Consider the following 22205-nt stretch of genomic DNA (forward strand, 5'->3'; position numbering starts at 1 on the left):
TGTCACAGCTTGTTTTTGTCCAGTTGACGCAGGGGGATTGTATGCTAGACTGATCCTCAATTACAACATATATTCCATAATTAAGAAATACCGGTTGGAGGCGCTGCATGGACATCCGCTCTCGTTTTGGCTTACGCCCTGTCATCAATGCTTCGGGCACGATGACAGGCCTGGGCGCGTCCAGCGTCGGCGCACCGGTGATCGATGCGGTGGCGCGGATCCTGCCGCAATTCGTCGAGATCGACGATCTGCAACGCAAGGCCTCGGCGGTGATCGCCGAAGCATGCGGCAGCGAAGCCGGTTATGTCACGGCGTCGTGCTCGGCGGCGATCACGTTGACCATTGCCGCCGCCATGACGGGAGACGACCTTGGCCTGATCGAACGTTTGCCGGATACGACCGGTATCTCCGGACTGCCTGCCCTGCGCAATGAAGTCGTGATCCAGACCGGCCACCTCGTCAATTATGGCGCACCGGTGGACCAAGCGATCCGTCTGTCCGGCGCGCGCGTCGTGCCGGTCGGCGCGGCGACCGAAGCGCACGGCTACCAGTTGAACACCGCGATCACCGAACGCACCGCTGCGGCGCTGTACGTGGTCTCGCATCATACGGTGCAATTCGGCCTGATCCCGTTGGAGGAATTCGTCGCCGTTGCGCATGCGAAGGGTGTGCCGGTGATCGTCGACGCCGCCTCCGAATACGACCTCAAACGGTTCATCGCCGCCGGCGCGGATCTCGTGCTGTACTCGGCGCACAAATTCCTGGGTGGTCTCACGGCCGGACTTGTTGCGGGCAAGAAAGCGCTGGTGCGTGCCGCGTATTTCCAGAACGGCGGCATTGGTCGCGGCATGAAAGTCGGCAAGGAAGGCATTGCCGGCGCGATCGTCGCACTCGAACAGTGGCGGCAGCGCGACCACGTCGCGATTCGCGCCCGCGAGCGCGGCTACCTGACGCTGTGGCGCGAAACGCTGAACCGTTGCGATGGCGTGTGGGCCGAAATCGACGCCGATCCGACCGGCAATCCGCTCGACCGTCTGAAGCTGCATATCGATCCGAAGGTGGCGTGTATCTCCGCCTGGGATCTCGCGGATGCACTCGCGCGTGCGCCCGAAGGTGAAGCGCCGGTGATCGTGCGCGATCACGAAGCGGAATTGCATTTCTTTTTTCTCGACCCGTGCAACCTGCACGCAGGCGAAGAGCAGATCGTGCTGGCCCGCATTCTGGCCGAACTCGAACGGGCGCGTGTGGCGTCCGAGCCGATCGTCACGCCGTTCCATCAACGCGACGCGCGCCGTCTTGCCGCGCGCCGCAACTGGCCGGACTGATGTTCTCCGATTGATCCTTTCCGGTTGATGCTCTCCCGTTAGCCGCCCCGAAGACTGTTGTTTGACCCGAACACCGGACGCCAACCCGGTGTTGCTTTGACTCGCCTGTTTAGTACTACAAATATCGCCGGAACATTGAAATGCCACCGGCGTTCGTCACTTTTCGACTTGAGGAAACCATGATGCACAAGCAGATTTTTCGTACCGCCATCGCGCTCGCTGCCGCCGGATTCGCCGCCCAGGCCGCTCACGCGCAAAGCAGCGTGACGCTCTACGGTATCGTCGACGCCGGCTTTACCTTCACGAATAACCAGAAGGGCGAGAAGGCCTATCAGGCGACTCAGGGCAATGTGCAAGGTTCGCGCTGGGGTCTGCTCGGCACGGAAGATCTGGGCGGCGGCAACAAGGTGATGTTCAAGCTCGAAAACGGCTTCAGCCTGGAAACCGGCGCGGCCGGGCAGGGTGGACGGATTTTCGGCCGTAGCGCATGGGTGGCGCTGGTTAACGACAAGGCCGGCACGATTACGCTGGGCCGTCAGTACAACAGCGTGCAGGACTATCTGTCGAACATGCAGATCAACGGTGTCGGCGCGATGAGCCAGTACGGCAACGCGATCTACGACAACGACGATATCAACAACACCTACCGTACCAACAACGCGGTCAAGTACACCACGCCGACCTATGCCGGTTTCACGGCGAACGCCATGTACGCGTTCTCGAACACCGCGGGCGAATTCGCCAACAACCGCGCGTGGAGCGTCGGTGCGGACTACGTGAACGGTCCGTTGCACCTCGACGCGGCGTACTCGCTGGTAAATCAGCCGGCGACCAGCACGGCGGGCGCGGCGCCGTCGGACAACTACTACAGCGCCAGCTCGTCGATCATTAGCGGGGTGGCGCGCAACCAGGTGTGGGGCGCGGGCGGTTCGTACGTGTTCGGCCCGGCGACCGTCGCGCTGCTGTATACGAACTCGCAGTTCCAGTTGCTCACGGGCGGCAGCCTGCGTTTCGCCAACTACGAGGCAAGCCTGAAGTATCAACTGACGCCGGCCACGCTGCTCGCGCTCGGCTACATCTACACGACGCAGAACACCAGCGGCACCACGGCCACCAATGCGCACTACAACCAGTTGAGCGTGGGCAGCGAGTACTTCCTGTCGAAGACGACCGACCTGTACCTGAACGGTATCTACCAACGTTCGTCCGGTTCGAAGGCATGGGTGGAGGGCATTTCGAATCCGTCGAGCAACAACGGCCAGTTTGTGACCGTCGCCGGCATCCGCCACAAGTTCTAAGCACGCGGCACGCGCCGCCGCCCATCCAAACAACATTTCACGCGATGCGATCCGTGAAAAGCGGCGGCGCGCTTCTTTCTCTTCAGGAGCACCTATGGCGACCGTTCAAGGAAGTCTGTTACTCGTCTATGCATTGATCGCCATCATCGCGCTGGTCGTGCTGATCGCGCGCTTCAAGATGAATCCGTTCATCACGTTGATGATGGTGTCGGTGGCGTTGGCGCTGGCCGTCGGCATGCCGGCGACGTCGATTCTCAAGTCGTTCGAAACCGGCGTGGGCGGCACGCTTGGGCACATCGCGATCGTGGTCGGTCTCGGCACGATGCTCGGCAAGATGATGGCCGAGTCGGGTGGGGCGGAGCGTATCGCGCGTACGTTGATCGGTTTGTTCGGACCGAAGAACGTGCATTGGGCGATGATGTGCATCGCCTTTCTGGTCGGCTTGCCGGTGTTCTTCGAAGTCGGTTTCGTGCTGCTGATTCCGATCGCCTTCAATGTCGCGCAACGCACCGGCACGTCGATGATTCGCGTCGGCATTCCGATGGTCGCGGGGCTCTCCGTCGTGCATGGTCTGATTCCGCCGCACCCCGCCGCGTTGCTCGCCGTGACCGCGTATAACGCGGATATCGGCCACACAATTTTCTACGCGCTGATCGTCGGCATTCCGACCGCGGCGTTGGCCGGGCCGCTGTTCTCGAAGCTGATCGCGCGATTTGTCGTGCTCGACGGCATCAACCCGATGGCACGGCAATTCATCGAGCAGGACGCGAAGCGCTCGCAGCAGGACTTGCCGGGCTTCGGCATCACGCTGTTGACGGTGTTGCTGCCGGTGCTGCTGATGTTAGTGGGCAGTTGGGCCGATGCGATCGTGCCGGCGAAGTCGGCGGCGAACAACGCGTTGCGTCTGATCGGTCACCCCGATATGGCGCTGCTGCTGGCCGTGCTGTTGAGCTTTATCACCTTCGGCCGGGCGCGCGGTTTCAACCGTGAGCAGATCCTCAAGTTCACCAACGAATGTCTCGCGCCGACCGCGAGCATCACGCTGGTGGTGGGAGCGGGCGCGGGCTTCGGGCGCATTCTGATCGACAGCGGCGCGTCGAAGGCGATCGTCGACGTCGCGACCGGCGCACACGTGCCGCTGCTGATTCTCGCGTGGCTGGTGGCGGCATTGATTCGCGTCGCAACCGGTTCGGCGACGGTGGCGATGGCGACCGCGGCGGGCATCATCGCGCCGATCGCCGCCGCGGCGGCGGGCACGGTGGGCGGCGTGCGTCCCGAGTTGCTGGTGCTCGCGACCGGCGCGGGTTCGCTGATTCTGTCCCACGTGAACGACGGTGGCTTCTGGCTGGTGAAAGAGTACTTCGGCATGACCGTGCCGCAGACCTTCAAGACGTGGACAGTCTGCGAAACGATTATTTCGGTGACGGCGCTGTTGTTGACGCTGGGATTGTCGACGGTGATCTGAAGCCGATGAAGATGTACTCGCGGCGCGTTCGAAAAGACGCGCCGCTTTTTTTCGTGCTACGAACGCTGCCGCGAAATGAACGCGGCAATCGCGTCGTTCAGTGCCTGCGTCGCGTCGCGGTGCGGGGAATGTCCGCAAGCGTCGAGTTTCGCGAGTTGCGCATGCGGCACGCGCTCGGCAAGGGTGTCGATCTGCGCCATCGTGCCGTAGTTGTCGTCATGCCCTTGCACCGCGAGCAGCGGTTGGCGGATCAAGGCCAACTCGTCGACGATCGACCACTGCCTGAACGCCGGATTCAACCAGATGTCGTTCCAGCCATAGAACGCCGAATCGACGTCCGCGTGATAGCGGGCGAGTTTGTCGCGCAGGTCGGTGGTTTCATAAAGCTGTTTGGTCAGCGCGATGCTTTCCACCGAGATATTCTCGACGAACACATGCGGCGCAATCGCCACCGCCCCGGCCAACGCATCCGGATGCAGCGCCGCATACAGCAACGCAATCGACCCACCGTCGCTATGGCCCACGAGCCACATGCGCCGACGCTCGCTCGCGTCGATGTCGAGCGCGTCGAGCAACGCCGGCAGAATATCGCGCGCCTGGGCGGTCATGAAATCGATCGGCCATTTCACGTCATGCGCGCGCGGTGTCGACAATCCATAGCCGGGCCGCGAATAGACCAGACCGCGCATGCCGAGCCGTTCGCACAACGCTTGCGGCCAGTCGCGCCACATGGCGATCGAACCGAGCCCTTCGTGCAGAAAAACGGCGACCGGCGCTTCATGCGCCGCCTCGTTGACCCAACGATACTCGATGCGCAACGGGCCGTGCGACGCACCAGCGGGCAATTCGGCAAAGCGACTAGCCGTACTACTGACGGCAGCGCCGACGGCGGGGTTCTGCATGGATCACCTTATGACTGTTCGCGCAATTTGAAGCGTTGAATTTTACCGGTGGCGGTTTTCGGCAGATCGTCGACGAATACGATATCGCGCGGATACTTGTGCGGCGCGAGCCGTTCCTTGACGAAGGCCTTCAGGCCATCCGCGAGTATCTCAGACGCCGCGAATTCAGGCTTCAGCACGACGAACGCGCGAGTTTTGACGAGGCCGCCATGATCGACACCGACCACGGCCGCTTCGAGTACCGCGTCGTGTTGCACCAGCACCATTTCCACTTCCACGGGCGACACGTATTGTCCGCTGACTTTCAGCATGTCGTCGCTGCGGCCCGCGTAAACGTAGCAGCCATTCGGCAAGCGGCAGTATTTGTCGCCGCTGCGAATCCATTCGCCGAGAAAGGTGGCGCGCGACTTCTCGCGATTGCTCCAGTACATCAGCGCCGCGCTTGGCCCTTTGATATACAGATCGCCGACTTCGCTATCGGCCACGGGGTGTCCGGCCTCGTCGCGCAGTTCGACTTCATAGCCGGGTACCGGACGTCCGGTCGTGCCGTATTCGACTTCACCGGCGCGATTCGACAGGAAGATGTGCAGCATTTCGGTCGAACCGATCCCGTCGAGAATCTCGCAGCCGAAATGCGCGGTGAAGCGCTCGCCGATTTCGCGCGGCAACGCCTCGCCGGCCGACGTACACACGCGCATCGCGACATCGGCGCGCGCGGGCAGCGCGGGCGACACCAGCATGCTTGCGTAGAGCGTCGGCACGCCGTAGAACACGGTGGGCCGATGCTGTATCAGGCGCGCGAAAATCGCGTCGGCGGTGGGTCGTTCCGCCATCAGCACCGCGGTGGCGCCGACCGACAGCGGAAAGGTCAGCGCGTTGCCAAGTCCGTACGCAAAGAAGAGTTTGGCCGCCGAGAACACCACGTCGCTTTCGACGATGCCGAGCACGGGCTTCGCGTACAGCTCGGCGGTCCAGTACAGATTCGCATGCGTGTGGACCGTGCCTTTCGGCTTGCCCGTCGAGCCCGACGAATACAGCCAGAAGGCAATGTCGTCGCAACCGGACTGGGCCGCTTTGACCGAGGGCGTGGCGGCGTCGATCAGGTCGGCGAGCACGGGTGCTGATTGCGATTCATCGGCGCGCGGTTGCGAGACGATCAACTGACAGCCGTCGTGTTCCGCTGTATTCATCGCTTCGACGACGTTCGGCAAGAGTGCGCCGGATGCGATCACGGCGCGCGCGTGGCTATGCGTGAGCATGTACACGTAATCGGCGGCGGTAAGCAGTGTATTCGCGACGACCGGCACGATGCCCGCATACAGCGCACCGAGAAAGACGATCGGCAATTCGACCGTGTCGTGCATCACGAGCAGCACGCGTTCTTCCGGATGCACGCCGAGCGTGCGCAACGCGGTGGCGAAGCGTCGCGCGCGATCTTCGAGCGCGGCGTAAGAGGTCACGCCAGTGTCGTCGATATAGGCCGCTTTGGCCGCGCGCTGCTCGTTCAGTCCGAACAGATACGACGCGAAATTGAACAGCGCGGGCGGTGGCGCGACCGTCGCGGCGGGCTGGCTGACAGCCGGTTCCAGCAGAGCTTGCATGTGTCTCCTCCATCGGGGTGAGGCGGGTCCGGCTGTTGTGCGCTCTTGATCCGCTCGACGTGTGGCTGATTGCGTGTTTCCTGATCTCGATGTGTCGTCGCGTCGTTGCCTCGTTCTGCTAGGCCGCGGGCCAATGCGTCGTTTGCGTGAGCGCTTCGATCGCAGCCGCCGGCGCTTGAATCGCCGAGCGCCGGTGATAGAACCCCAAGGCCCGCAGGCCACCGAGTTCCTCGCCGCCGCCCGCGCGTCCCGGTCCACCGTGCAGCGACATCGGCATCACGTTGCCGTGGCCGGTCTGACTCTGCTGCACCGACGGCGAGATCGCATGCACGCGGCCGTGCGAATCGGCCAGCGCCAGCGCAAGCTGGCCGAGGTGGGCGTCGTCGTTCGAATAGATCGACGCGACGAGCGAGCCCTGAGCGCGTCGCGCGAGGGTGACGGCGTGCGCTTCGGGCAACGTGTCGGCGTCGGCCGAGACGCGATACGGCGCCACGCTCGCCACCGGCCCGAACACTTCGAGGTCGTGCAGCAGCGTGGCATGGTCCGGATCGTTGACCACGAACAGATGCGGCGCGACACAAGCCGCCATGCTTGCGTCCGCATCGATCAGCGGCACGGCCGAACCGTCGTAGGCGAGCACCGCTTCCTCGCGCAGCGTCGCGATACCGGCCAGCACGTTGTCGTACTGTTCGCGGCTCACGAGCGAGCCCATGCGTACGTCGTCGTTGCGCGGATTGCCCACGCTGATCCTGGCGAGCTTCGCCTTGAGCGCGTCGAGCACGGCTTCGAGCGACGCTTCCGGCACGAACGCACGACGGATCGCCGTGCATTTCTGGCCGGATTTCACGGTCATTTCGTGCACCACTTCCTTGATGAACAGGTCGAACGCGGGCGTCTCGGGCGTCGCGTCGGCGCACAGAATCGCGCTGTTCAGGCTGTCGGCTTCGACATTCAGACGCGCGCCGCGCTGCACGAACGCCGGATGCGCGCGCAACGTCGCGGCCGTGTCGGCCGAACCGGTGAACGACACGACGTCGAACGCCTGAATCGGATCGAGCAGGCCCGCCGAGCCGCCGCAAATCACCGACAGCGCGCCGGGCGGCACAATGCCCGCGTCGACCACATCGGCGACCATGCGTTGGGTGAGCCAGGCGGTCGCCGTCGCGGGCTTGACGATCACCGGCACGCCGGAGAGCAACGCAGGCGCGGCCTTTTCCCACAAACCCCAGGACGGAAAGTTGAACGCATTGATAAAGAGCGCGACGCCGCGCGTGGGCGTCAGCACGTGCTGCGCGCTGAACGACTGATCCTTGCTCAACGCAACGGCGGCGCCGTCGCGTAGGGCGTGCACGTCGCCGAGCGCCGCGCCGAGTTTCGCGTAGTACGACAGCGTGAAAATGCCGCCGTCGATATCGACCGACGAATCGTTGCGCGTGGTGCCCGCGTTGGCGGTGGCGATTGCGTAGTAGTCGTCGCGTTTCGCTTGCAGCAGTTTGACGATCTCGGCGAGGCGGGCGGCACGCTGCGCATAGGTCAGCGCGCGCAACGCGGCGCCCGCTTCCTCGCGAGCGAAGCTGAATGCCTGCGCCAGGTCGAGGCCTTCGCTCGATACACGGACGAGCGCTTCGCCCGTTACGGGATCGGTGAGCTTCACACCGGCGCCGCCGCCGGCGACCCATCGGCCCGCTACGTAGTTCTTCAAAAGTTCGGTCATGGCTTCTCTCAGGCAATCGGCAGTGAGCAGTGAGCGGTGGGCAATCAGGCCGGCGTGAATTCGATCGCGCCTTGTGGCAGCAGATACAGCACCAGCGCGTCGCCGTTCGCCACCGTCGGCCGATGCGCCGAGCCGGGGCCGTACACGCACCAGCCGGCTGGGTGGCCGTCGAACGTCGCGCCTTCGGTGAGCGGCATGATGAGGTCGATCTCGCCGTGCGGATGCACGTGATGCGGGCCGGCGATGTTGTTCATCGCGACCACGTCGACGGAAAAACCATGGGTATCGGGCAGCGCCTTGAAGATCCGGCCGTAGCGGATGCCGCCACTTTCGCGGTTGCACAGCCAGCCTTCGGCGACGCCGGTGCGGCACGCCGCGGCGAGTTCGCGGAAGGTCTCGCCATCGGCCGGCCAGGTGTCGTTCAGCCAGGCGGCGAGCTGGCTGTCGAGCGGCCGGTCGACGAGTTGCGTGGTCACGCCCGCAATCAGGCGCTGGAATGCTTGGGGGGACATGTGAGCCTCCAGATCGGCGCGCACGCAACTTAATTCATGCGTGCTGCTGCGCCATCTCCGTGACGCCGCCGATAAATCTCGACAGCGTTTGTTATTGGATCAATATTTGGCGAAAATTAACCGTTCACCCGGTGTGTGTCAAGCACTATAGTACATGTATCGACGTTGAGAGGTAGTAAAACATGAATCAAAATTACTCTCCCGCACCCTTGGACGATGCCGCCGACGAAGACGCCAACCGCGCCGAACGGCCCGAGCGCGGCGGCGAGCGCGAGGAGCGCGATCCGTTCCTGACCGCCATGGGCGAGCGCGTGCGGCTGCTGCGCGCGCGTCGCGGCATGACCCGCAAGACGCTGGCGAGCGAAACCGGTTTGTCGGAGCGGCATCTGGCGAATCTGGAGTCGGGGGTCGGCAATGCTTCGGTGCTGGTGTTGCGGCAGATCGCGGCGACCTTGAACTGTCCGCTGGCGGAAGTGATCGGCGACGAAACCACCGCCTCCGCCGAATGGCTGCTGATCCGCGAGCTGTTGCAGGGCCGCGATCAGGCGGCGCTGCAGCGCGCCCGCGTGGCGCTGGCCGAGATGTTCGCGCAGGCGCCGCGCGACCCGCATCGCAAGGACCGGATTGCGTTGATCGGCCTGCGCGGCGCGGGCAAATCGACGCTGGGGCGGATGCTTGCACAGGAGCGCAAGGTGCCGTTCGTCGAGCTGACGCGCGTGATCGAGCAACTGGCCGGCTGCCCGCCGTCGGAGATTCACTCGCTGTATGGCGCGACCGCGTACCGGCGCTATGAGCATCGCGCGCTCGAAGCCGTGATTCACGAGCACGAGCGCGCGGTGATCGCGTCGCCGGGCGGCCTGGTATCGGAGTCGGGTACCTTCAACGCACTGCTGTCGCACTGCTTCACCGTGTGGTTGCAGGCCACGCCGGAAGAGCATATGCGCCGCGTCGTCGCGCAAGGCGATTTGCGGCCGATGTCCGGCAACAAGGAGGCGATGGATGACCTCAAGCGCATCCTGGCCGGCCGCGGCGAACTGTACGGGCGGGCCGACATGAGCTTCGACACCAGCGAGAAAACCCTCGCCGACGCCTATCTGCAATTGCGCGACCGTCTTGCGGCGCGAGTCGCGGCGGAAGCACCGGACGACGTCGGCGGCTGAGATGCATTGAGGGGTCAGGGTTTACACGTTAACATGCATTAAAGTGCTTTACATGGGTGTGACGATGCACTATTGTTCAAAAAACAATGTTGCATCGTCCAGTCAGGAGACGCCCCATGTCCACAGCAGCAACCGCCATCGCGCCGGTCGACTACCGCACCGATCCTTCGCAGTACAAGCATTGGAAGCTGAGCTTCAACGGTCCCGTTGCCACGCTCGGCATCGATATCGCCGAAGACGGCGGCATTCGTGACGGCTACAAGCTGAAGCTGAATTCGTACGACCTTGGCGTCGACATCGAATTGCACGATGCGATCCAGCGCATCCGCTTCGAACATCCCGAAGTCAAAACCGTCGTGCTGACGAGTCTGAAGGACCGCGTGTTCTGCTCGGGCGCGAACATCTTCATGCTCGGTTTGTCGACGCATGCGTGGAAGGTCAACTTCTGCAAGTTCACCAACGAAACGCGCAACGGCCTGGAAGATTCGTCGCGCTACTCGGGCCTGAAGTTTCTCGCGGCGGTGAACGGCGCGTGTGCCGGTGGCGGCTACGAACTCGCGCTCGCCTGCGACGAAATCTATCTGGTGGACGACCGCTCCTCGTCGGTGTCGCTGCCGGAAGTGCCATTGCTCGGCGTGTTACCGGGCACCGGCGGCCTCACGCGTGTGACCGACAAGCGCAAGGTGCGCCACGATCGCGCGGATATTTTCTGCACGGTGGTGGAAGGCATTCGCGGCGAGCGCGCGAAAGCGTGGCGACTCGTGGATGAAGTCGTGAAGCCGAACCAGTTCGATCAGGCGATTCAGGCACGCGCGCTCGAACTCGCCGCGCAGAGCGATCGTCCTGAGAACGTGCAAGGCGTGGCGCTCACGCGTATCGACCGCACCGACCGGGACGACGGCCTGACTTATAAAACGCTCGATGTCACGATCGATCGCGCCAAACGCATCGCCACCTTCACCGCCAGGGCGCCGCACGCCGACCAGCCCACGACGATCGACGCGATCGTCGCCGCTGGCGTGACCTGGTGGCCGCTGCAATTCGCGCGCGAACTCGACGACGCGATTCTGTCGATGCGCACCAACGAACTCGAAGTCGGCACGTGGGTGTTCAAGACTGAAGGCGATGTCCGCGCGCTGCTCGCCGTGGATGCCACGCTGATGCAGCACAAGGACCACTGGTTCGTGCGCGAGACGATCGGTTTGCTGCGCCGCACCCTCGCACGCATCGACGTGTCGTCGCGTTCGCTGTTCGCGCTGATCGAACCCGGCTCGTGCTTCGCCGGCACCTTCGCTGAACTTGCGTTTGCTTGCGACCGCAGTTACATGGCCGCGCTGCCGTCGAACGAAGATGAAGAGCCGGCGATCACGCTGTCGGAAGTCAACTTCGGTTTGTATCCGATGGTCACGCAGCAATCGCGGCTCGCGCGGCGCTTCTATGAAGAGGCCGAACCGCTCGACGCCGTGCGCTCGCGCATCGGTCAGCCGGTCAAACCGGTCGATGCCGAACGCCTCGGTCTCGTGACCGCTTCGCCCGACGATATCGATTGGGCCGACGAAATCCGCATCGCACTCGAAGAGCGCGCGGCCATGTCGCCGGATGCGTTGACCGGCCTCGAGGCGAATTTGCGCTTCAACGGTCCCGAGACAATGGAGACGCGCATTTTTGGACGTCTCACCGCGTGGCAGAACTGGATTTTCAACCGGCCGAATGCCGTGGGCGAGAAAGGTGCGCTCAAGGTGTACGGCAAGGGCAGCAAGGCGCAATTCGACGTGTCGCGGGTTTGAACGCGCGCTATTTGAACCAGGTAACGCGCGTCGATAACGCGGCCTGAAATAAAGCCTTTTATTCGATACGCGCCTCTCATCACGTCTGTCACCGCGTTTGTCCGATTAAGCACTGCAGTTTCCGAACCAGGAACCGACCATGTCAACGATCAACTACAGCGAAAAGATTCCGAACAACGTCAACCTCGCCGATGACCGCGCGCTGCAACGCGCGCTTGAACAATGGCAGCCGAATTTCCTGGCATGGTGGGGCGATATGGGCCCGGAAGGTTCGCATGGCTATGACGTCTATCTGCGCACGGCGGTTAGCGTCGACGCGGGAGGCTGGGCGCATTTCGATCACGTGAAAATGCCGGACTATCGGTGGGGCATCTTTCTCACGCCCAGCGAGCAGGACCGCAAAATTCACTTCGGCGAGCACAAGGGCGAAGCGGCGTGGCAGGACGTGCCCGGCGAGCATCGTGCGAATCTGCGCCGGATCATCGTCACGCAAGGCGACACGGAACCGGCCTCGGTCGAGCAGCAACGGCATCTGGGTTTGACCGCGCCGTCCATGTACGACTTGCGCAACCTGTTCCAGGTCAACGTGGAAGAAGGGCGTCATCTGTGGGCGATGGTGTATCTGCTGCATCGCTACTTCGGCCGCGATGGCCGTGAGGAAGCGGAGGCGCTACTCGGCCGCCGCTCGGGCGACGACGACAATCCGCGCATTCTCGGCGCGTTCAACGAGAAAACGCCGGACTGGCTCGCGTTCTACATGTTCACGTATTTCACCGATCGCGACGGCAAATTCCAGTTGTCGGCGCTCGCCGAGTCGGGTTTCGATCCGCTCGCGCGCACCACGAAGTTCATGCTGACCGAAGAAGCGCATCACATGTTCGTCGGCGAGTCGGGGGTGTCGCGCGTGATTCAGCGCACCGCGCAGGTCATGAACGAACTCGGCACCGACGACGTCGCGAAGATTCGCGCGGCCGGCGTGATCGATCTGCCGACCATTCAGCGCTATCTGAACTTCCACTATTCGGTCACGATCGATCTGTTCGGCGCCGATCATTCGTCGAATGCGGCGACGTTTTATAGCTCGGGCTTGAAAGGCCGCTATGACGAGAACAAACGCGACGACGATCATCAATTGAATGGACAGAGCTACAAACTGCTCGACGTGCAGGACGGCAAGCTGACCGAACGCGAAGTACCCATGCTCAATGCCATGAATGAAGTGCTGCGCGACGACTACATCAAGGATTCGGTGGCGGGCGTGGGGCGCTGGAACAAGGTGCTCGAAAAAGCCGGTATCGATTTCCGCATGACGGTGCCGCACAAGGCGTTCAACCGGCAGATCGGCACGTTTGCAGGCACGCGAGTCTCGCCGGATGGCCGCGTGATCAGCGAAACCGAATGGGCCGCCAACGAAGCGAAGTGGCTCGCGTCGCCGGAAGATCGCGCGTTCGTCGCGTCGCTGATGGGCCGTGTCGCCGAGCCCGGCAAGTTCGCTAACTGGATCGCGCCGCCGGCGATGGGCGTGAACCGTCAGCCGGTCGATTTCGAGTACGTGCGCTTTAACTGAACGCGTGTGTCGCGTTGGCATTACCCGATGGAGGAAGTCATGAACGGCCCAGTGTCGATCGAAGTTCTCAGGCAGCATCTGATCGATCCGGAAATCTGCATTCGCTGCAATACGTGCGAAGAGACTTGCCCGGTCGATGCGATCACGCACGACGACAACAACTACGTGGTCAAGGCCGACCTGTGCAACGGCTGCATGGCGTGCGTGCCGCCGTGCCCGACCGGTGCGATCGATAACTGGCGCACCGTGCTGAAGGCCGACGCTTATCCGGTCGGCGAGCAGTTTACGTGGGACGTGTTGCCGGAACAGAACACGATGGCGGTGCCGGTTGTTGACGAGTCGTTAGCGTCGAGTGACTCGCCGGAGGGCGCGAGCGGCATCGAAGTGGATACCGTGCGTGGCTCGGTGGTGCCGCCCTGGTCGGCTGCGAAGCCGTATGTGAATCTGTACACGCACAAGGCGCCGACCACGGCGACCGTGGTGGGCAACTACCGGCTCACGGACGGCTCGACCGACAGCGATATTCATCACATCGTGCTCGATTTCGGGTCGATGCCGTTCCCGGTACTGGAAGGACAGTCGATCGGCATTCTGCCGCCCGGCGCGACGGCGGATGGCCGCATGCACCACGCTCGCCAGTATTCGATCGCGAGTCCACGCGACGGCGAACGTCCCGGCTATAACAACGTGTCGCTGACGGTCAAGCGTGTGTCCCAGCAACACGGCGACGCGATCGATGGCGTGTGCTCGAACTACCTCTGCGATCTGAAAAAGGGCGACGTGGTGACCGTGATCGGTCCATTCGGCGGCACGTTCCTGATGCCGAACCATCCAAACTCGCATCTGCTGATGATTTGCACAGGCACCGGTTCAGCGCCGATGCGCGCGATGACGGAGTATCGGCGGCGCCGTCGTCTTAAGGGCGCCACTGGCAAACTGATGCTGTTCTTCGGCGCGCGAACTAAAGAGGAGTTGCCGTACTTCGGGCCGCTCACGAATTTGCCGAAGGACTTCATCGACACCAACCTGGCTTTCTCGCGCACGCCGGGGCAGCCGAAGCGCTATGTGCAGGACGTCATGCGTGAACGCGCGGTGGACGTCGCGCAGATGCTGAAGGACGACAACACGCACATTTACGTGTGTGGTTTGAAGGGCATGGAAGATGGTGTGCTGCAGGCGTTGAAGGAGATCGGTGAGCAGGTTCAGCTGGATTGGGACGTGATGTGGGCGAAGTTGAAGAAGGAAGGGCGCCTGCATCTGGAGACGTATTGAGGAGACACGGTCAGGGTGTGATCTGACCGGTATCTTCGCCTGTCAGCTTTCTCACCAGATAGTTTTGACGTGCGGGTACGCGCGGATTTTTTCATCTTTCGTGATGAGCGGGGCGGCGAACTTGCGTGCCGTTGAGACGATCATCCGGTCCGCGGGATCCTTGTGGAACTCGCCGGGAAGATCTACTGACTTTATTGCGATCTCGACGTCGACGGGTACAAAACGTATTGACTCGATCGCGGAAACCGTAGCGAGCCAACTGCTGACGTCCATTGAGAGTACTAGCCTTTCACGCTCTACCAGCATGGCAATTTCCCACGCGGAAATTGCCGATACGAGGATCTCGCCGCCCTGCATTTCGTGCGTGATCGCGGTCTTCGCCTTCTTGCTCAACGTCGGATCGCCAGTGACCCACCAGACAAGCGTATGGGTATCCAGAACGATCACTCAGCGGCCTCCCAGTCGTTTTCTCCAACTGGCGCAGTCGGATTGTCGTAATGCAGAACCGTGCCGCGCAGCACCTCAAGCGGGCTGCGCTCGACGCCACGGTAAACGCGCACTTCTACAGCAGGCTTGCCATGGTCGGTCACGATCACACTTTCCCCCGAAGATTCCACTTGCCTGAAGAATTCGAGCGCCTTGGCTTTGAATTCGGACTTTGATACCAGATTCCCTGCCATGATTGTACCTATAGTCAGATGTCTATAGTCATAATTGCGAGATGGAGTTGAATTATACAGACTACCTGGTTGGCGCGGCTTTCGTGTCTCCCGGCGACACCGCCCCGCACGCGCGAATCACCAATTGCACCACCTCTTCCGTCGTCGCCTCGAACGCCTTCTGCGTCAACGCGCGCTTACCTTTAAGCGCCCGAATCTGCGCATCGAAGTCGGCGTAATGCTGAGTCGTTGCCCAGATCATATACATCAGCGTTTGCGCATTCACGGGCGCCAGCAAACCGCGCGCGATCCAGTCGTCGATCACTTTCACGCGACTATCGAGCCACGGCTTCACGCGGCCGGTCAGAATGTCTTCCATGTGCTCGGCGCCATGAATGATCTCGCTCGCCCACACCTTCGAACCCAACGGCCGGCGCCGCGACAATTCCATTTTCGCGCGGACATACCCGCCGATCGCTTCGACCGGATCGTCGCTGCATTCGAACGTATCCGCCGCGCGATGCCAGTCCTCGAATAGATCTTCCAGCACGCGACGATAGAGCGCGAGCTTCGTCGGAAAGTAGTAATGCACGTTGGCTTTCGGTAAGCCTGCACGCTCCGCAATCATCGCGGTGCTGGTGCCGTCGAGTCCACGCTCGGCGAACACGGCCTCCGCGCAAGCCAGAAGATGCGCCTCGTTCGACTCGCGAATGTGTGCCTTGCGCCGCCGCAAAGGCGCGCGCGTTTCTTCGTTTTCCACGATGCCCGCTGTCACGTCGTCGTCTCTCATGTTCGCCTTCGGCGGCATGGGTGCCGCGTCGCGCTTCATTCTAGTCGTTTGGCGCGACCCTCACCTACCCAATCTTCACGACTCGCAAGAACGTGCTGCAGTGCAATGGCACGCTTCTCGCTATGTTTGTCACCGTACGAAAAGCATTGATTTGGCGGGCTTAATCGTCTACAACCTGTCCAACTGGACAGGATTGGAAGAGCGGCCGATGCCCCAGGGTTTGCCCCTTCTCACAAGAGGCGATCGAGCGTATCGAGTGTGCACCGCCGCCGTGCGGACACGCCCCAAAAACCGCCGCCCATGCACCAGTTTCATGTCGGTTCACCGAAAGGAGCGAGACGAATGAACGCGGTATCCGAAGCACTGAGGGGCGCCGAACCCACGACGTCGATCAAGGTCGACGGCAAGCGGCTGTGGGACAGCCTGATGACGATGGCGAAAATCGGCGCGACGCCGAAAGGCGGGGTGTGCCGCCTCGCGCTCACCGACCTCGACAGGGAAGGGCGAGATCTGATCGTCGGTTGGGCGAAGGAAGCGGGCTGCACGATCAGCGTCGATCAGATGGGCAATGTGTTCATGCGTCGCGCGGGACGGGTGGCGGATGCGCTGCCGGTCATGACTGGCTCGCATGCGGACTCGCAACCCACCGGCGGCCGCTTCGACGGCATCTACGGCGTGCTTGGTGGTCTCGAAGTGATCCGCAGTCTGAACGATCACGGCATCGAGACCGAGCATCCTGTCGAAGTGGTGATCTGGACCAACGAAGAAGGCTCGCGCTTCGCGCCGGCGATGGTGGCCTCGGGTGTTTTCGCCGGCGTGTTCACGCTGGACTACGGCCTCTCGCGCAAAGACGTGGACGGCAAAACCCTCGGCGAGGAACTCGAACGGATCGGCTATGCGGGCGATGTGCCGTGTGGCGGCCGTCCTTTGCATGCGGCGTTCGAACTGCACATCGAACAGGGACCGATTCTCGAAGCGGAACAGAAAACGATCGGCGTGGTGACCGACGCGCAAGGTCAGCGCTGGTATGAAATCACGCTGACGGGTCAGGAAGCGCACGCGGGTCCGACGCCGATGCCGCGTCGCCGCGACGCCTTGCTCGGTGCCGCGCGCGTGGTCGATCTGGTCAACCGTATCGGCCTCGACCATGCGCCTTTCGGTTGTGCAACGGTCGGCATGATGCAGGTCTATCCGAACTCGCGCAATGTGATCCCGGGCCGCGTGTTTTTCACCGTCGACTTCCGTCATCCGGACGACGCCGTGCTCGCGAAAATGGATGCCGCGTTGCGCGAGGCCGTGGCGAAAATCGCGAGCGGTATCGGCCTCGAAACCGAACTCGAACAGATTTTTTACTACGCGCCGGTCGCCTTCAACGAAGCCTGCGTGAAGTCCGTGCGCGCCGCGGCCGAACGTTTTGGCTATCCGCATCGCAACATGGTGTCCGGTGCGGGACATGACGCGTGTTATCTGTCGCAAGTCGCGCCGACGTCGATGGTGTTCGTACCGTGCGTCGACGGGATCAGTCACAACGAGATCGAGGACGCCACCTTCGAGTGGATCGAGGCGGGCGCCAACGTGCTGCTGCACGCCATGCTCGAGCGGGCCTGCGAGCCGGTTTCATAACGCAATCGCGGACCCGTTGACGGTCCGCACGGTTTTAGCGGTCGCTTCACCGTCGTGCCCATAAAACATGCCGCCCCGGCTCCGCTTCAGCGCAGCCGGCGGGACCGGCTACGTCCTCACATCGAAGAAGGAACGTGTATGGCTATCAAGCAAACCGGCGACATTGCCGCGCAGCGCCTGTCGCCCGAGCAGCTGTCGTGCGAGTTCTCGGATATCGCACCCTTGCTCGACGCGAGCGCGGCCGCCGCGGCGGCGAGCCGCTGCCACTACTGCTACGACGCGCCGTGTGTGAATGCGTGTCCGACGCGGATCGACATTCCCAGTTTCATTCGCAAGATCGGCAACGGCAATCTGAAGGGCGCGGCGGTGGATATTCTGTCGGCCAATCCGCTGGGCGGCATGTGCGCGCGCGTCTGTCCCACCGAGATTCTTTGCGAAGGCGCTTGCGTGCGCAACCATCAGGACGCGAAGCCGGTGGCGATCGGCGCGCTGCAACGTCACGCGACCGATTGGGCGATGGCGCGCGGCGAAGTGCTGTTCAAGCGCGCGGCGGACACGGGACGGCATGTCGCGGTGGTCGGCGCGGGACCGGCGGGACTCGCGTGTGCGCATCGGCTTGCGTTGAGCGGCCACCAGGTGACGATTTACGACGCGCACGAAAAAGCCGGCGGTCTGAATGAGTACGGCATTGCCGCCTATAAAACCGTCGACGATTTCGCGCAGCGTGAAGTGGCATGGCTGTGTTCGGTCGGCGGCATCGACATTCAACACGGTATGGCGCTGGGACGCGATATCGCGCTCGATACGCTGCGCCAGCAACACGATGCAGTGTTTCTCGCGATCGGCCTCACCGGCGTACGCGCGCTCGCCATGCAAGGCGAGGACCTGAGCGGCGTGCTGAACGCGGTGGACTTCATCGAACAGATTCGCAGCGCGAGCAATGTCGGCACGGTTCCGGTCGGGCGGCGCGTCGTCGTGATCGGCGGCGGCAATACGGCGGTGGATGCCGCCGTGCAAAGCCGCAAACTCGGCGCGACCTCGGTGACGATGGTTTATCGCCGCGGTGTCGAATCGATGAGCGCCACGTGGGCCGAGCGCGATTTCGCACAGACCAGCGGCGTCACGCTCGTCACACATGCGGCGCCGACGCGTCTGATCGGCGATGCCGGTGTGGTAACCGGCGTCGAGTTCGAGCGCACGTCGGCTGAAGGCAGCCTGGAGCGCTTCGTGGTCGAGGCCGACATGGTGCTCAAGGCGATCGGTCAAACGCTGGTGCCGGTCGGGATCGAACGCGAGTTGTTGACACTCGACGGCAACCGCATCGCCGTGGATGCACAAGGGCAGACCTCGTTGCCCGGCGTATGGGCGGGTGGCGACTGCGCGGCCAGCGGCGGCATCGACCTGACGGTGCAGGCGGTGCAGGACGGCAAGATCGCGGCCGCCGCAATCGATGCGCAGTTCGCCCGCACCGCGGTGAAAGCTGCATAAGCCGTAACGCCGCGCACGGCTGACGCCAACGACGCCAGCCGCGAGCAGTACGCATCCCAACACCCAGACAAAAAATAGCCGTCCCCAAGGAGCCGAACATGGCCGATCTGCGCTGTACGATTGCCGGCATTACCTCGCCGAATCCTTTCTGGCTCGCCTCCGCGCCGCCCACCGACAAAGCCTATAACGTGAACCGTGCGTTCGAAGCGGGCTGGGGCGGTGTGGTGTGGAAGACGCTGGGCCTCGACCCGCACGTGGTGAACGTCAGCTCGCGCTACGGCGCGGTGCAATGGAACGGCCAGCGCATCGCGGGGCTGAACAATATCGAACTGATCACCGACCGCCCGCTCGACGTCAATCTGCGCGAAATCGCGCAGGTCAAACGCGACTGGCCGGATCGCGCGATGATCGTCTCGCTGATGGTGCCGTGCAACGAACGCGACTGGAAGTGGATTCTGCCGCTCGTCGAAGATACCGGCGCCGACGCGGTCGAACTGAATTTCGGCTGCCCGCACGGCATGAGCGAACGCGGCATGGGCGCGGCGGTCGGGCAAGTGCCCGAGTACATCGAGATGGTCACCCGCTGGGTGAAGGAAGGCAGCAAGCTGCCGTGCCTCGTCAAACTCACGCCGAATATCAGCGACATCCGCCTCGGTTCGCGCGCGGCTTATCAGGGCGGCGCGGACGGCGTGTCGCTGATCAACACGATCAACTCGATCGTCGCGGTCGATCTCGACGCGATGTCGCCGCTGCCCATGGTCGACGGCAAGGGCACGCACGGCGGCTATTGCGGTCCGGCGGTGAAGCCGATCGCGCTAAACATGGTCGCGGAAATCGCCCGCGACGTCGAAACGCCGAACCTGCCGATCTCCGGTATCGGCGGTATTTCGACGTGGCGCGATGCCGCCGAATTCATGGTGCTCGGCGCGGGCAGCGTGCAGGTCTGCACGGCGGCAATGCACTACGGCTTTCGTATCGTCTCCGATCTCGCCGACGGCCTGTCGAACTGGATGGACGAAAAAGGCTACGCCACGCTCGACGATATTCGCGGCCGCGCGGTGCCGAACGTCACCGACTGGAAGTACCTGAACCTCAAATACGACATCAAGGCGCGCATCGACCAGGACAAGTGCATTCAGTGCGGCCTGTGCCATATCGCCTGCGAGGACACGGCGCACCAGGCGATCATGAAAGAAAAAGATGGCGTCCGGCATTTTGAAGTGATGGACTCCGAATGTGTCGGCTGCAATCTGTGCATGCATGTGTGTCCGGTCGAGCAGTGCATCACGATGGAACGCGTGGATCAGGGCGAGTACGCGAACTGGACCACGCATCCGAACAACCCGGCGCGTGTGAATGCAGGGGAGCCTGCCGCGACGGAAGCGGCCGATACCGCCGAGCATGCGCACGCGGCCAAGGCGGCCTGATACGCACGTTCCCCAAGGCCCACAGCGCCGTCAGAAGCCGCGCGGGCCTCAACGATCCAGTGGAGATCTTTCGATGAAGCAGACAGCGCAACCCGCCGATCCGCAGTTCGCGGCCGGCGCGCAGGGCAGCAGTCTTTACAACGACGACCTTGCGCCGACCGGCGTCGCGCAGCGCACGTGGAGGTGGTATCACTTCGCGGCGCTGTGGGTGGGGATGGTGATGAACATCGCGTCGTACATGCTTGCCGCGGGTTTGACCGAAGAGGGCATGTCGCCGTGGCAGGCGGTCGCGACCGTGCTGCTCGGCAATCTGATCGTGCTGGTGCCGATGCTGCTGATCGGCCACGCCGGCGCGAAGCACGGCATTCCGTACGCGGTGCTGGTGCGCTCGTCGTTCGGCACGCAGGGCGCGAAATTGCCGGCCATGTTGCGTGCGATCGTCGCGTGCGGCTGGTACGGGATTCAGACGTGGCTCGGCGGCAGTGCGATCTATACGCTGCTGAACATACTCACCGGTAACGCGCTGCATGGCGCGGCCTTGCCGTTTCTCGACATCTCGTTCGCGCAGATCGCGTGCTTCCTGGTGTTCTGGGCGTTGCAGATTTACTTCATCGTGCATGGCACCGATTCGATTCGCTGGCTCGAAAGCTGGTCCGCGCCGATCAAGATCGTGATGTGTATCGCGCTCGTCTGGTGGGCGACCTCGAAAGCGGGCGGCCTCGGTTCGATGCTGTCCGCGCCGTCGCAATTCGTGCCGGGCGGCAAGAAGGAGGGCCTCTTCTGGGTGACGTTCTGGCCGGGTCTCACGGCCATGGTCGGTTTCTGGGCGACGCTCGCGTTGAATATCCCCGACTTCACGCGGTTCGCGAAGACGCAGCGCGATCAGATCGTCGGCCAGTCGATCGGGCTGCCGGTGCCGATGGCGCTGCTCTCGGTGATCTCGGTGGTGGTGACGTCGGCGACGGTGGTGATCTACGGCAAGGCGATCTGGGATCCGATCGACCTGACGAGCCGCATGACGGGTATCGGCGTGGGTGTCGCGCTGATCATCCTGACGCTCGACACGATGTGTTGCAATCTCGCCGCCAATCTCGTCGGCCCGGCTTATGACTTTTCGAGCCTGTGGCCGAAGGGGATTTCGTATCGCGTCGGCGGCATGATTACCGCGACCATTGCGATCGTGATGATGCCGTGGAAGATTCTCGCCACCACGCAAGGCTATATCTTCACGTGGCTGGTCGGTTACTCCGCACTGCTCGGACCGGTGGCGGGCATTCTGATGGTCGACTACTTTCTGATTCGCGGCACCCGGCTCGATCCGCGCGAGCTATTCGACGAACACGGTGAATACAGCTACACCGGCGGCTGGAATATCGGCGCGGTCGTCGCACTGGTGATCGGTGTGCTGCCGAATCTGCCGGGCTTTTTACACACCGCGTTTCCGGCTTCGTTTCCGAATGTGCCGGCGATCTTCAATACGCTCTATACGTATGCATGGTTTGTCGGACTCGCGTTGGCGTCGATCGTTTATAGCGCGTGGATGAAGCTCAGCAAAGGAACGAGCGCGCGCGTGGCGAGCGCCTAGCGTCCAATGTGGCGTGATTGATAGAGGTAG

General features: G+C 62.8%; 18 protein-coding genes. 11 read left to right on the top strand and 7 right to left on the bottom strand.

The window, feature by feature from the left end:
* The first annotated feature begins 107 nt into the window (after positions 1 to 107).
* From B0G83_RS07105 to B0G83_RS07115, 3 genes are all read left to right on the top strand, one after another.
* Positions 108 to 1325, top strand: a complete 1218-nt coding sequence (locus B0G83_RS07105) for an aminotransferase class V-fold PLP-dependent enzyme (protein ID WP_105506745.1) — start codon at positions 108 to 110, stop codon at positions 1323 to 1325.
* Positions 1326 to 1507: 182 nt separating this feature from the next.
* Positions 1508 to 2623 (top strand): porin, encoded by a 1116-nt coding sequence (locus B0G83_RS07110; RefSeq protein WP_374954896.1) that lies wholly within the window; start codon positions 1508 to 1510, stop codon positions 2621 to 2623.
* Positions 2624 to 2717: 94 nt separating this feature from the next.
* Positions 2718 to 4088, top strand: a complete 1371-nt coding sequence (locus B0G83_RS07115) for a gluconate:H+ symporter (protein ID WP_105506746.1) — start codon at positions 2718 to 2720, stop codon at positions 4086 to 4088.
* A gap of 56 nt (positions 4089 to 4144) precedes the next feature.
* On the opposite strand, the gene B0G83_RS07120 is transcribed toward B0G83_RS07115, so the two are convergent.
* The 4 genes from B0G83_RS07120 to B0G83_RS07135 all read right to left on the bottom strand — a co-directional run bounded on the left by B0G83_RS07120 (position 4145) and on the right by B0G83_RS07135 (position 8817).
* Positions 4145 to 4990: an alpha/beta fold hydrolase gene (locus tag B0G83_RS07120; RefSeq protein WP_105506747.1), complete on the bottom strand. Its 846-nt coding sequence runs from the start codon at positions 4988 to 4990 to the stop codon at positions 4145 to 4147.
* 8 nt (positions 4991 to 4998) lie between these two features.
* Positions 4999 to 6591, bottom strand: a complete 1593-nt coding sequence (locus B0G83_RS07125) for a benzoate-CoA ligase family protein (RefSeq protein ID WP_105506748.1) — start codon at positions 6589 to 6591, stop codon at positions 4999 to 5001.
* A gap of 118 nt (positions 6592 to 6709) precedes the next feature.
* Complete coding sequence (locus B0G83_RS07130) at positions 6710 to 8305, bottom strand: 3,4-dehydroadipyl-CoA semialdehyde dehydrogenase (RefSeq protein WP_105506749.1); 1596 nt, start codon at positions 8303 to 8305, stop codon at positions 6710 to 6712.
* Between the two features lie 44 nt (positions 8306 to 8349).
* Complete coding sequence (locus B0G83_RS07135; RefSeq protein ID WP_105506750.1) at positions 8350 to 8817, bottom strand: DUF4863 family protein; 468 nt, start codon at positions 8815 to 8817, stop codon at positions 8350 to 8352.
* 182 nt (positions 8818 to 8999) lie between these two features.
* On the opposite strand from B0G83_RS07135, the gene B0G83_RS07140 reads away from it, so the two are divergent.
* From B0G83_RS07140 to boxA, 4 genes are all read left to right on the top strand, one after another.
* Positions 9000 to 9977 (top strand): helix-turn-helix transcriptional regulator, encoded by a 978-nt coding sequence (locus tag B0G83_RS07140; RefSeq protein WP_105506751.1) that lies wholly within the window; start codon positions 9000 to 9002, stop codon positions 9975 to 9977.
* A 116-nt stretch (positions 9978 to 10093) separates the two neighbouring features.
* A complete protein-coding gene (boxC, locus tag B0G83_RS07145; protein WP_105506752.1) occupies positions 10094 to 11764 on the top strand; it encodes a 2,3-epoxybenzoyl-CoA dihydrolase in 1671 nt (556 codons plus the stop codon).
* Between the two features lie 139 nt (positions 11765 to 11903).
* Positions 11904 to 13331: a benzoyl-CoA 2,3-epoxidase subunit BoxB gene (gene boxB, locus B0G83_RS07150; RefSeq protein WP_105506753.1), complete on the top strand. Its 1428-nt coding sequence runs from the start codon at positions 11904 to 11906 to the stop codon at positions 13329 to 13331.
* A 39-nt stretch (positions 13332 to 13370) separates the two neighbouring features.
* On the top strand, positions 13371 to 14603 hold the full coding sequence (boxA, locus tag B0G83_RS07155; protein WP_105507193.1) for a benzoyl-CoA 2,3-epoxidase subunit BoxA: 1233 nt from the start codon (positions 13371 to 13373) through the stop codon (positions 14601 to 14603).
* Positions 14604 to 14654: 51 nt separating this feature from the next.
* Here the strand turns inward: boxA and B0G83_RS07160 are convergent, their stop codons facing one another.
* The 3 genes from B0G83_RS07160 to B0G83_RS07170 all read right to left on the bottom strand — a co-directional run bounded on the left by B0G83_RS07160 (position 14655) and on the right by B0G83_RS07170 (position 16052).
* Positions 14655 to 15050 (bottom strand): type II toxin-antitoxin system VapC family toxin, encoded by a 396-nt coding sequence (locus B0G83_RS07160; RefSeq protein WP_105506754.1) that lies wholly within the window; start codon positions 15048 to 15050, stop codon positions 14655 to 14657.
* Entirely contained in the window at positions 15047 to 15283 is a 237-nt protein-coding gene (locus B0G83_RS07165) for a type II toxin-antitoxin system Phd/YefM family antitoxin (protein WP_105506755.1), read from the bottom strand. The genes B0G83_RS07160 and B0G83_RS07165 overlap by 4 nt, the downstream gene beginning before the upstream one ends.
* Positions 15284 to 15344: 61 nt before the next feature.
* Entirely contained in the window at positions 15345 to 16052 is a 708-nt protein-coding gene (locus tag B0G83_RS07170; protein ID WP_258167762.1) for a TetR/AcrR family transcriptional regulator, read from the bottom strand.
* Positions 16053 to 16394: 342 nt separating this feature from the next.
* Here B0G83_RS07170 and B0G83_RS07175 point away from each other — a divergent pair, with 342 nt between their 5' ends.
* The 4 genes from B0G83_RS07175 to B0G83_RS07190 all read left to right on the top strand — a co-directional run bounded on the left by B0G83_RS07175 (position 16395) and on the right by B0G83_RS07190 (position 22175).
* The gene (locus B0G83_RS07175) at positions 16395 to 17675 is read left to right on the top strand and encodes a Zn-dependent hydrolase (RefSeq protein ID WP_105506757.1); all 1281 of its coding nucleotides are present in this window, start codon (positions 16395 to 16397) and stop codon (positions 17673 to 17675) included.
* A 138-nt stretch (positions 17676 to 17813) separates the two neighbouring features.
* Positions 17814 to 19163 (top strand): NAD(P)-dependent oxidoreductase, encoded by a 1350-nt coding sequence (locus B0G83_RS07180; protein WP_105506758.1) that lies wholly within the window; start codon positions 17814 to 17816, stop codon positions 19161 to 19163.
* A gap of 98 nt (positions 19164 to 19261) precedes the next feature.
* Positions 19262 to 20590 carry an NAD-dependent dihydropyrimidine dehydrogenase subunit PreA gene (gene preA, locus B0G83_RS07185; RefSeq protein WP_105506759.1) on the top strand — a complete coding sequence of 443 codons (1329 nt, stop codon included), beginning with the start codon at positions 19262 to 19264 and terminating at the stop codon, positions 20588 to 20590.
* A gap of 73 nt (positions 20591 to 20663) precedes the next feature.
* The gene (locus B0G83_RS07190; protein ID WP_105506760.1) at positions 20664 to 22175 is read left to right on the top strand and encodes an NCS1 family nucleobase:cation symporter-1; all 1512 of its coding nucleotides are present in this window, start codon (positions 20664 to 20666) and stop codon (positions 22173 to 22175) included.
* Positions 22176 to 22205 lie beyond the last annotated feature (30 nt).

The sequence above is a fragment of the Paraburkholderia sp. BL21I4N1 genome (assembly GCF_002973525.1).
Classification (GTDB): Bacteria; Pseudomonadota; Gammaproteobacteria; order Burkholderiales; family Burkholderiaceae; genus Paraburkholderia.

Excerpts from the sequence above, each read along its gene's own strand:
- preA (WP_105506759.1), top strand. The coding sequence starts at position 19,262 with ATGGCCGATCTGCGCTGTACGATTGCCGGCATTACCTCGCCGAATCCT.
- B0G83_RS07165 (WP_105506755.1), bottom strand. The coding sequence starts at position 15,283 with ATGGCAGGGAATCTGGTATCAAAGTCCGAATTCAAAGCCAAGGCGCTC.
- B0G83_RS07180 (WP_105506758.1), top strand. The coding sequence starts at position 17,814 with ATGGCTATCAAGCAAACCGGCGACATTGCCGCGCAGCGCCTGTCGCCC.
- boxB (WP_105506753.1), top strand. The coding sequence starts at position 11,904 with ATGTCAACGATCAACTACAGCGAAAAGATTCCGAACAACGTCAACCTC.
- B0G83_RS07125 (WP_105506748.1), bottom strand. The coding sequence starts at position 6,591 with ATGCAAGCTCTGCTGGAACCGGCTGTCAGCCAGCCCGCCGCGACGGTC.
- B0G83_RS07140 (WP_105506751.1), top strand. The coding sequence starts at position 9,000 with ATGAATCAAAATTACTCTCCCGCACCCTTGGACGATGCCGCCGACGAA.
- B0G83_RS07115 (WP_105506746.1), top strand. The coding sequence starts at position 2,718 with ATGGCGACCGTTCAAGGAAGTCTGTTACTCGTCTATGCATTGATCGCC.
- boxA (WP_105507193.1), top strand. The coding sequence starts at position 13,371 with ATGAACGGCCCAGTGTCGATCGAAGTTCTCAGGCAGCATCTGATCGAT.
- B0G83_RS07130 (WP_105506749.1), bottom strand. The coding sequence starts at position 8,305 with ATGACCGAACTTTTGAAGAACTACGTAGCGGGCCGATGGGTCGCCGGC.
- B0G83_RS07175 (WP_105506757.1), top strand. The coding sequence starts at position 16,395 with ATGAACGCGGTATCCGAAGCACTGAGGGGCGCCGAACCCACGACGTCG.
- B0G83_RS07110 (WP_374954896.1), top strand. The coding sequence starts at position 1,508 with ATGCACAAGCAGATTTTTCGTACCGCCATCGCGCTCGCTGCCGCCGGA.
- B0G83_RS07135 (WP_105506750.1), bottom strand. The coding sequence starts at position 8,817 with ATGTCCCCCCAAGCATTCCAGCGCCTGATTGCGGGCGTGACCACGCAA.
- B0G83_RS07170 (WP_258167762.1), bottom strand. The coding sequence starts at position 16,052 with ATGAGAGACGACGACGTGACAGCGGGCATCGTGGAAAACGAAGAAACG.
- B0G83_RS07120 (WP_105506747.1), bottom strand. The coding sequence starts at position 4,990 with ATGCAGAACCCCGCCGTCGGCGCTGCCGTCAGTAGTACGGCTAGTCGC.
- boxC (WP_105506752.1), top strand. The coding sequence starts at position 10,094 with ATGTCCACAGCAGCAACCGCCATCGCGCCGGTCGACTACCGCACCGAT.
- B0G83_RS07105 (WP_105506745.1), top strand. The coding sequence starts at position 108 with ATGGACATCCGCTCTCGTTTTGGCTTACGCCCTGTCATCAATGCTTCG.
- B0G83_RS07190 (WP_105506760.1), top strand. The coding sequence starts at position 20,664 with ATGAAGCAGACAGCGCAACCCGCCGATCCGCAGTTCGCGGCCGGCGCG.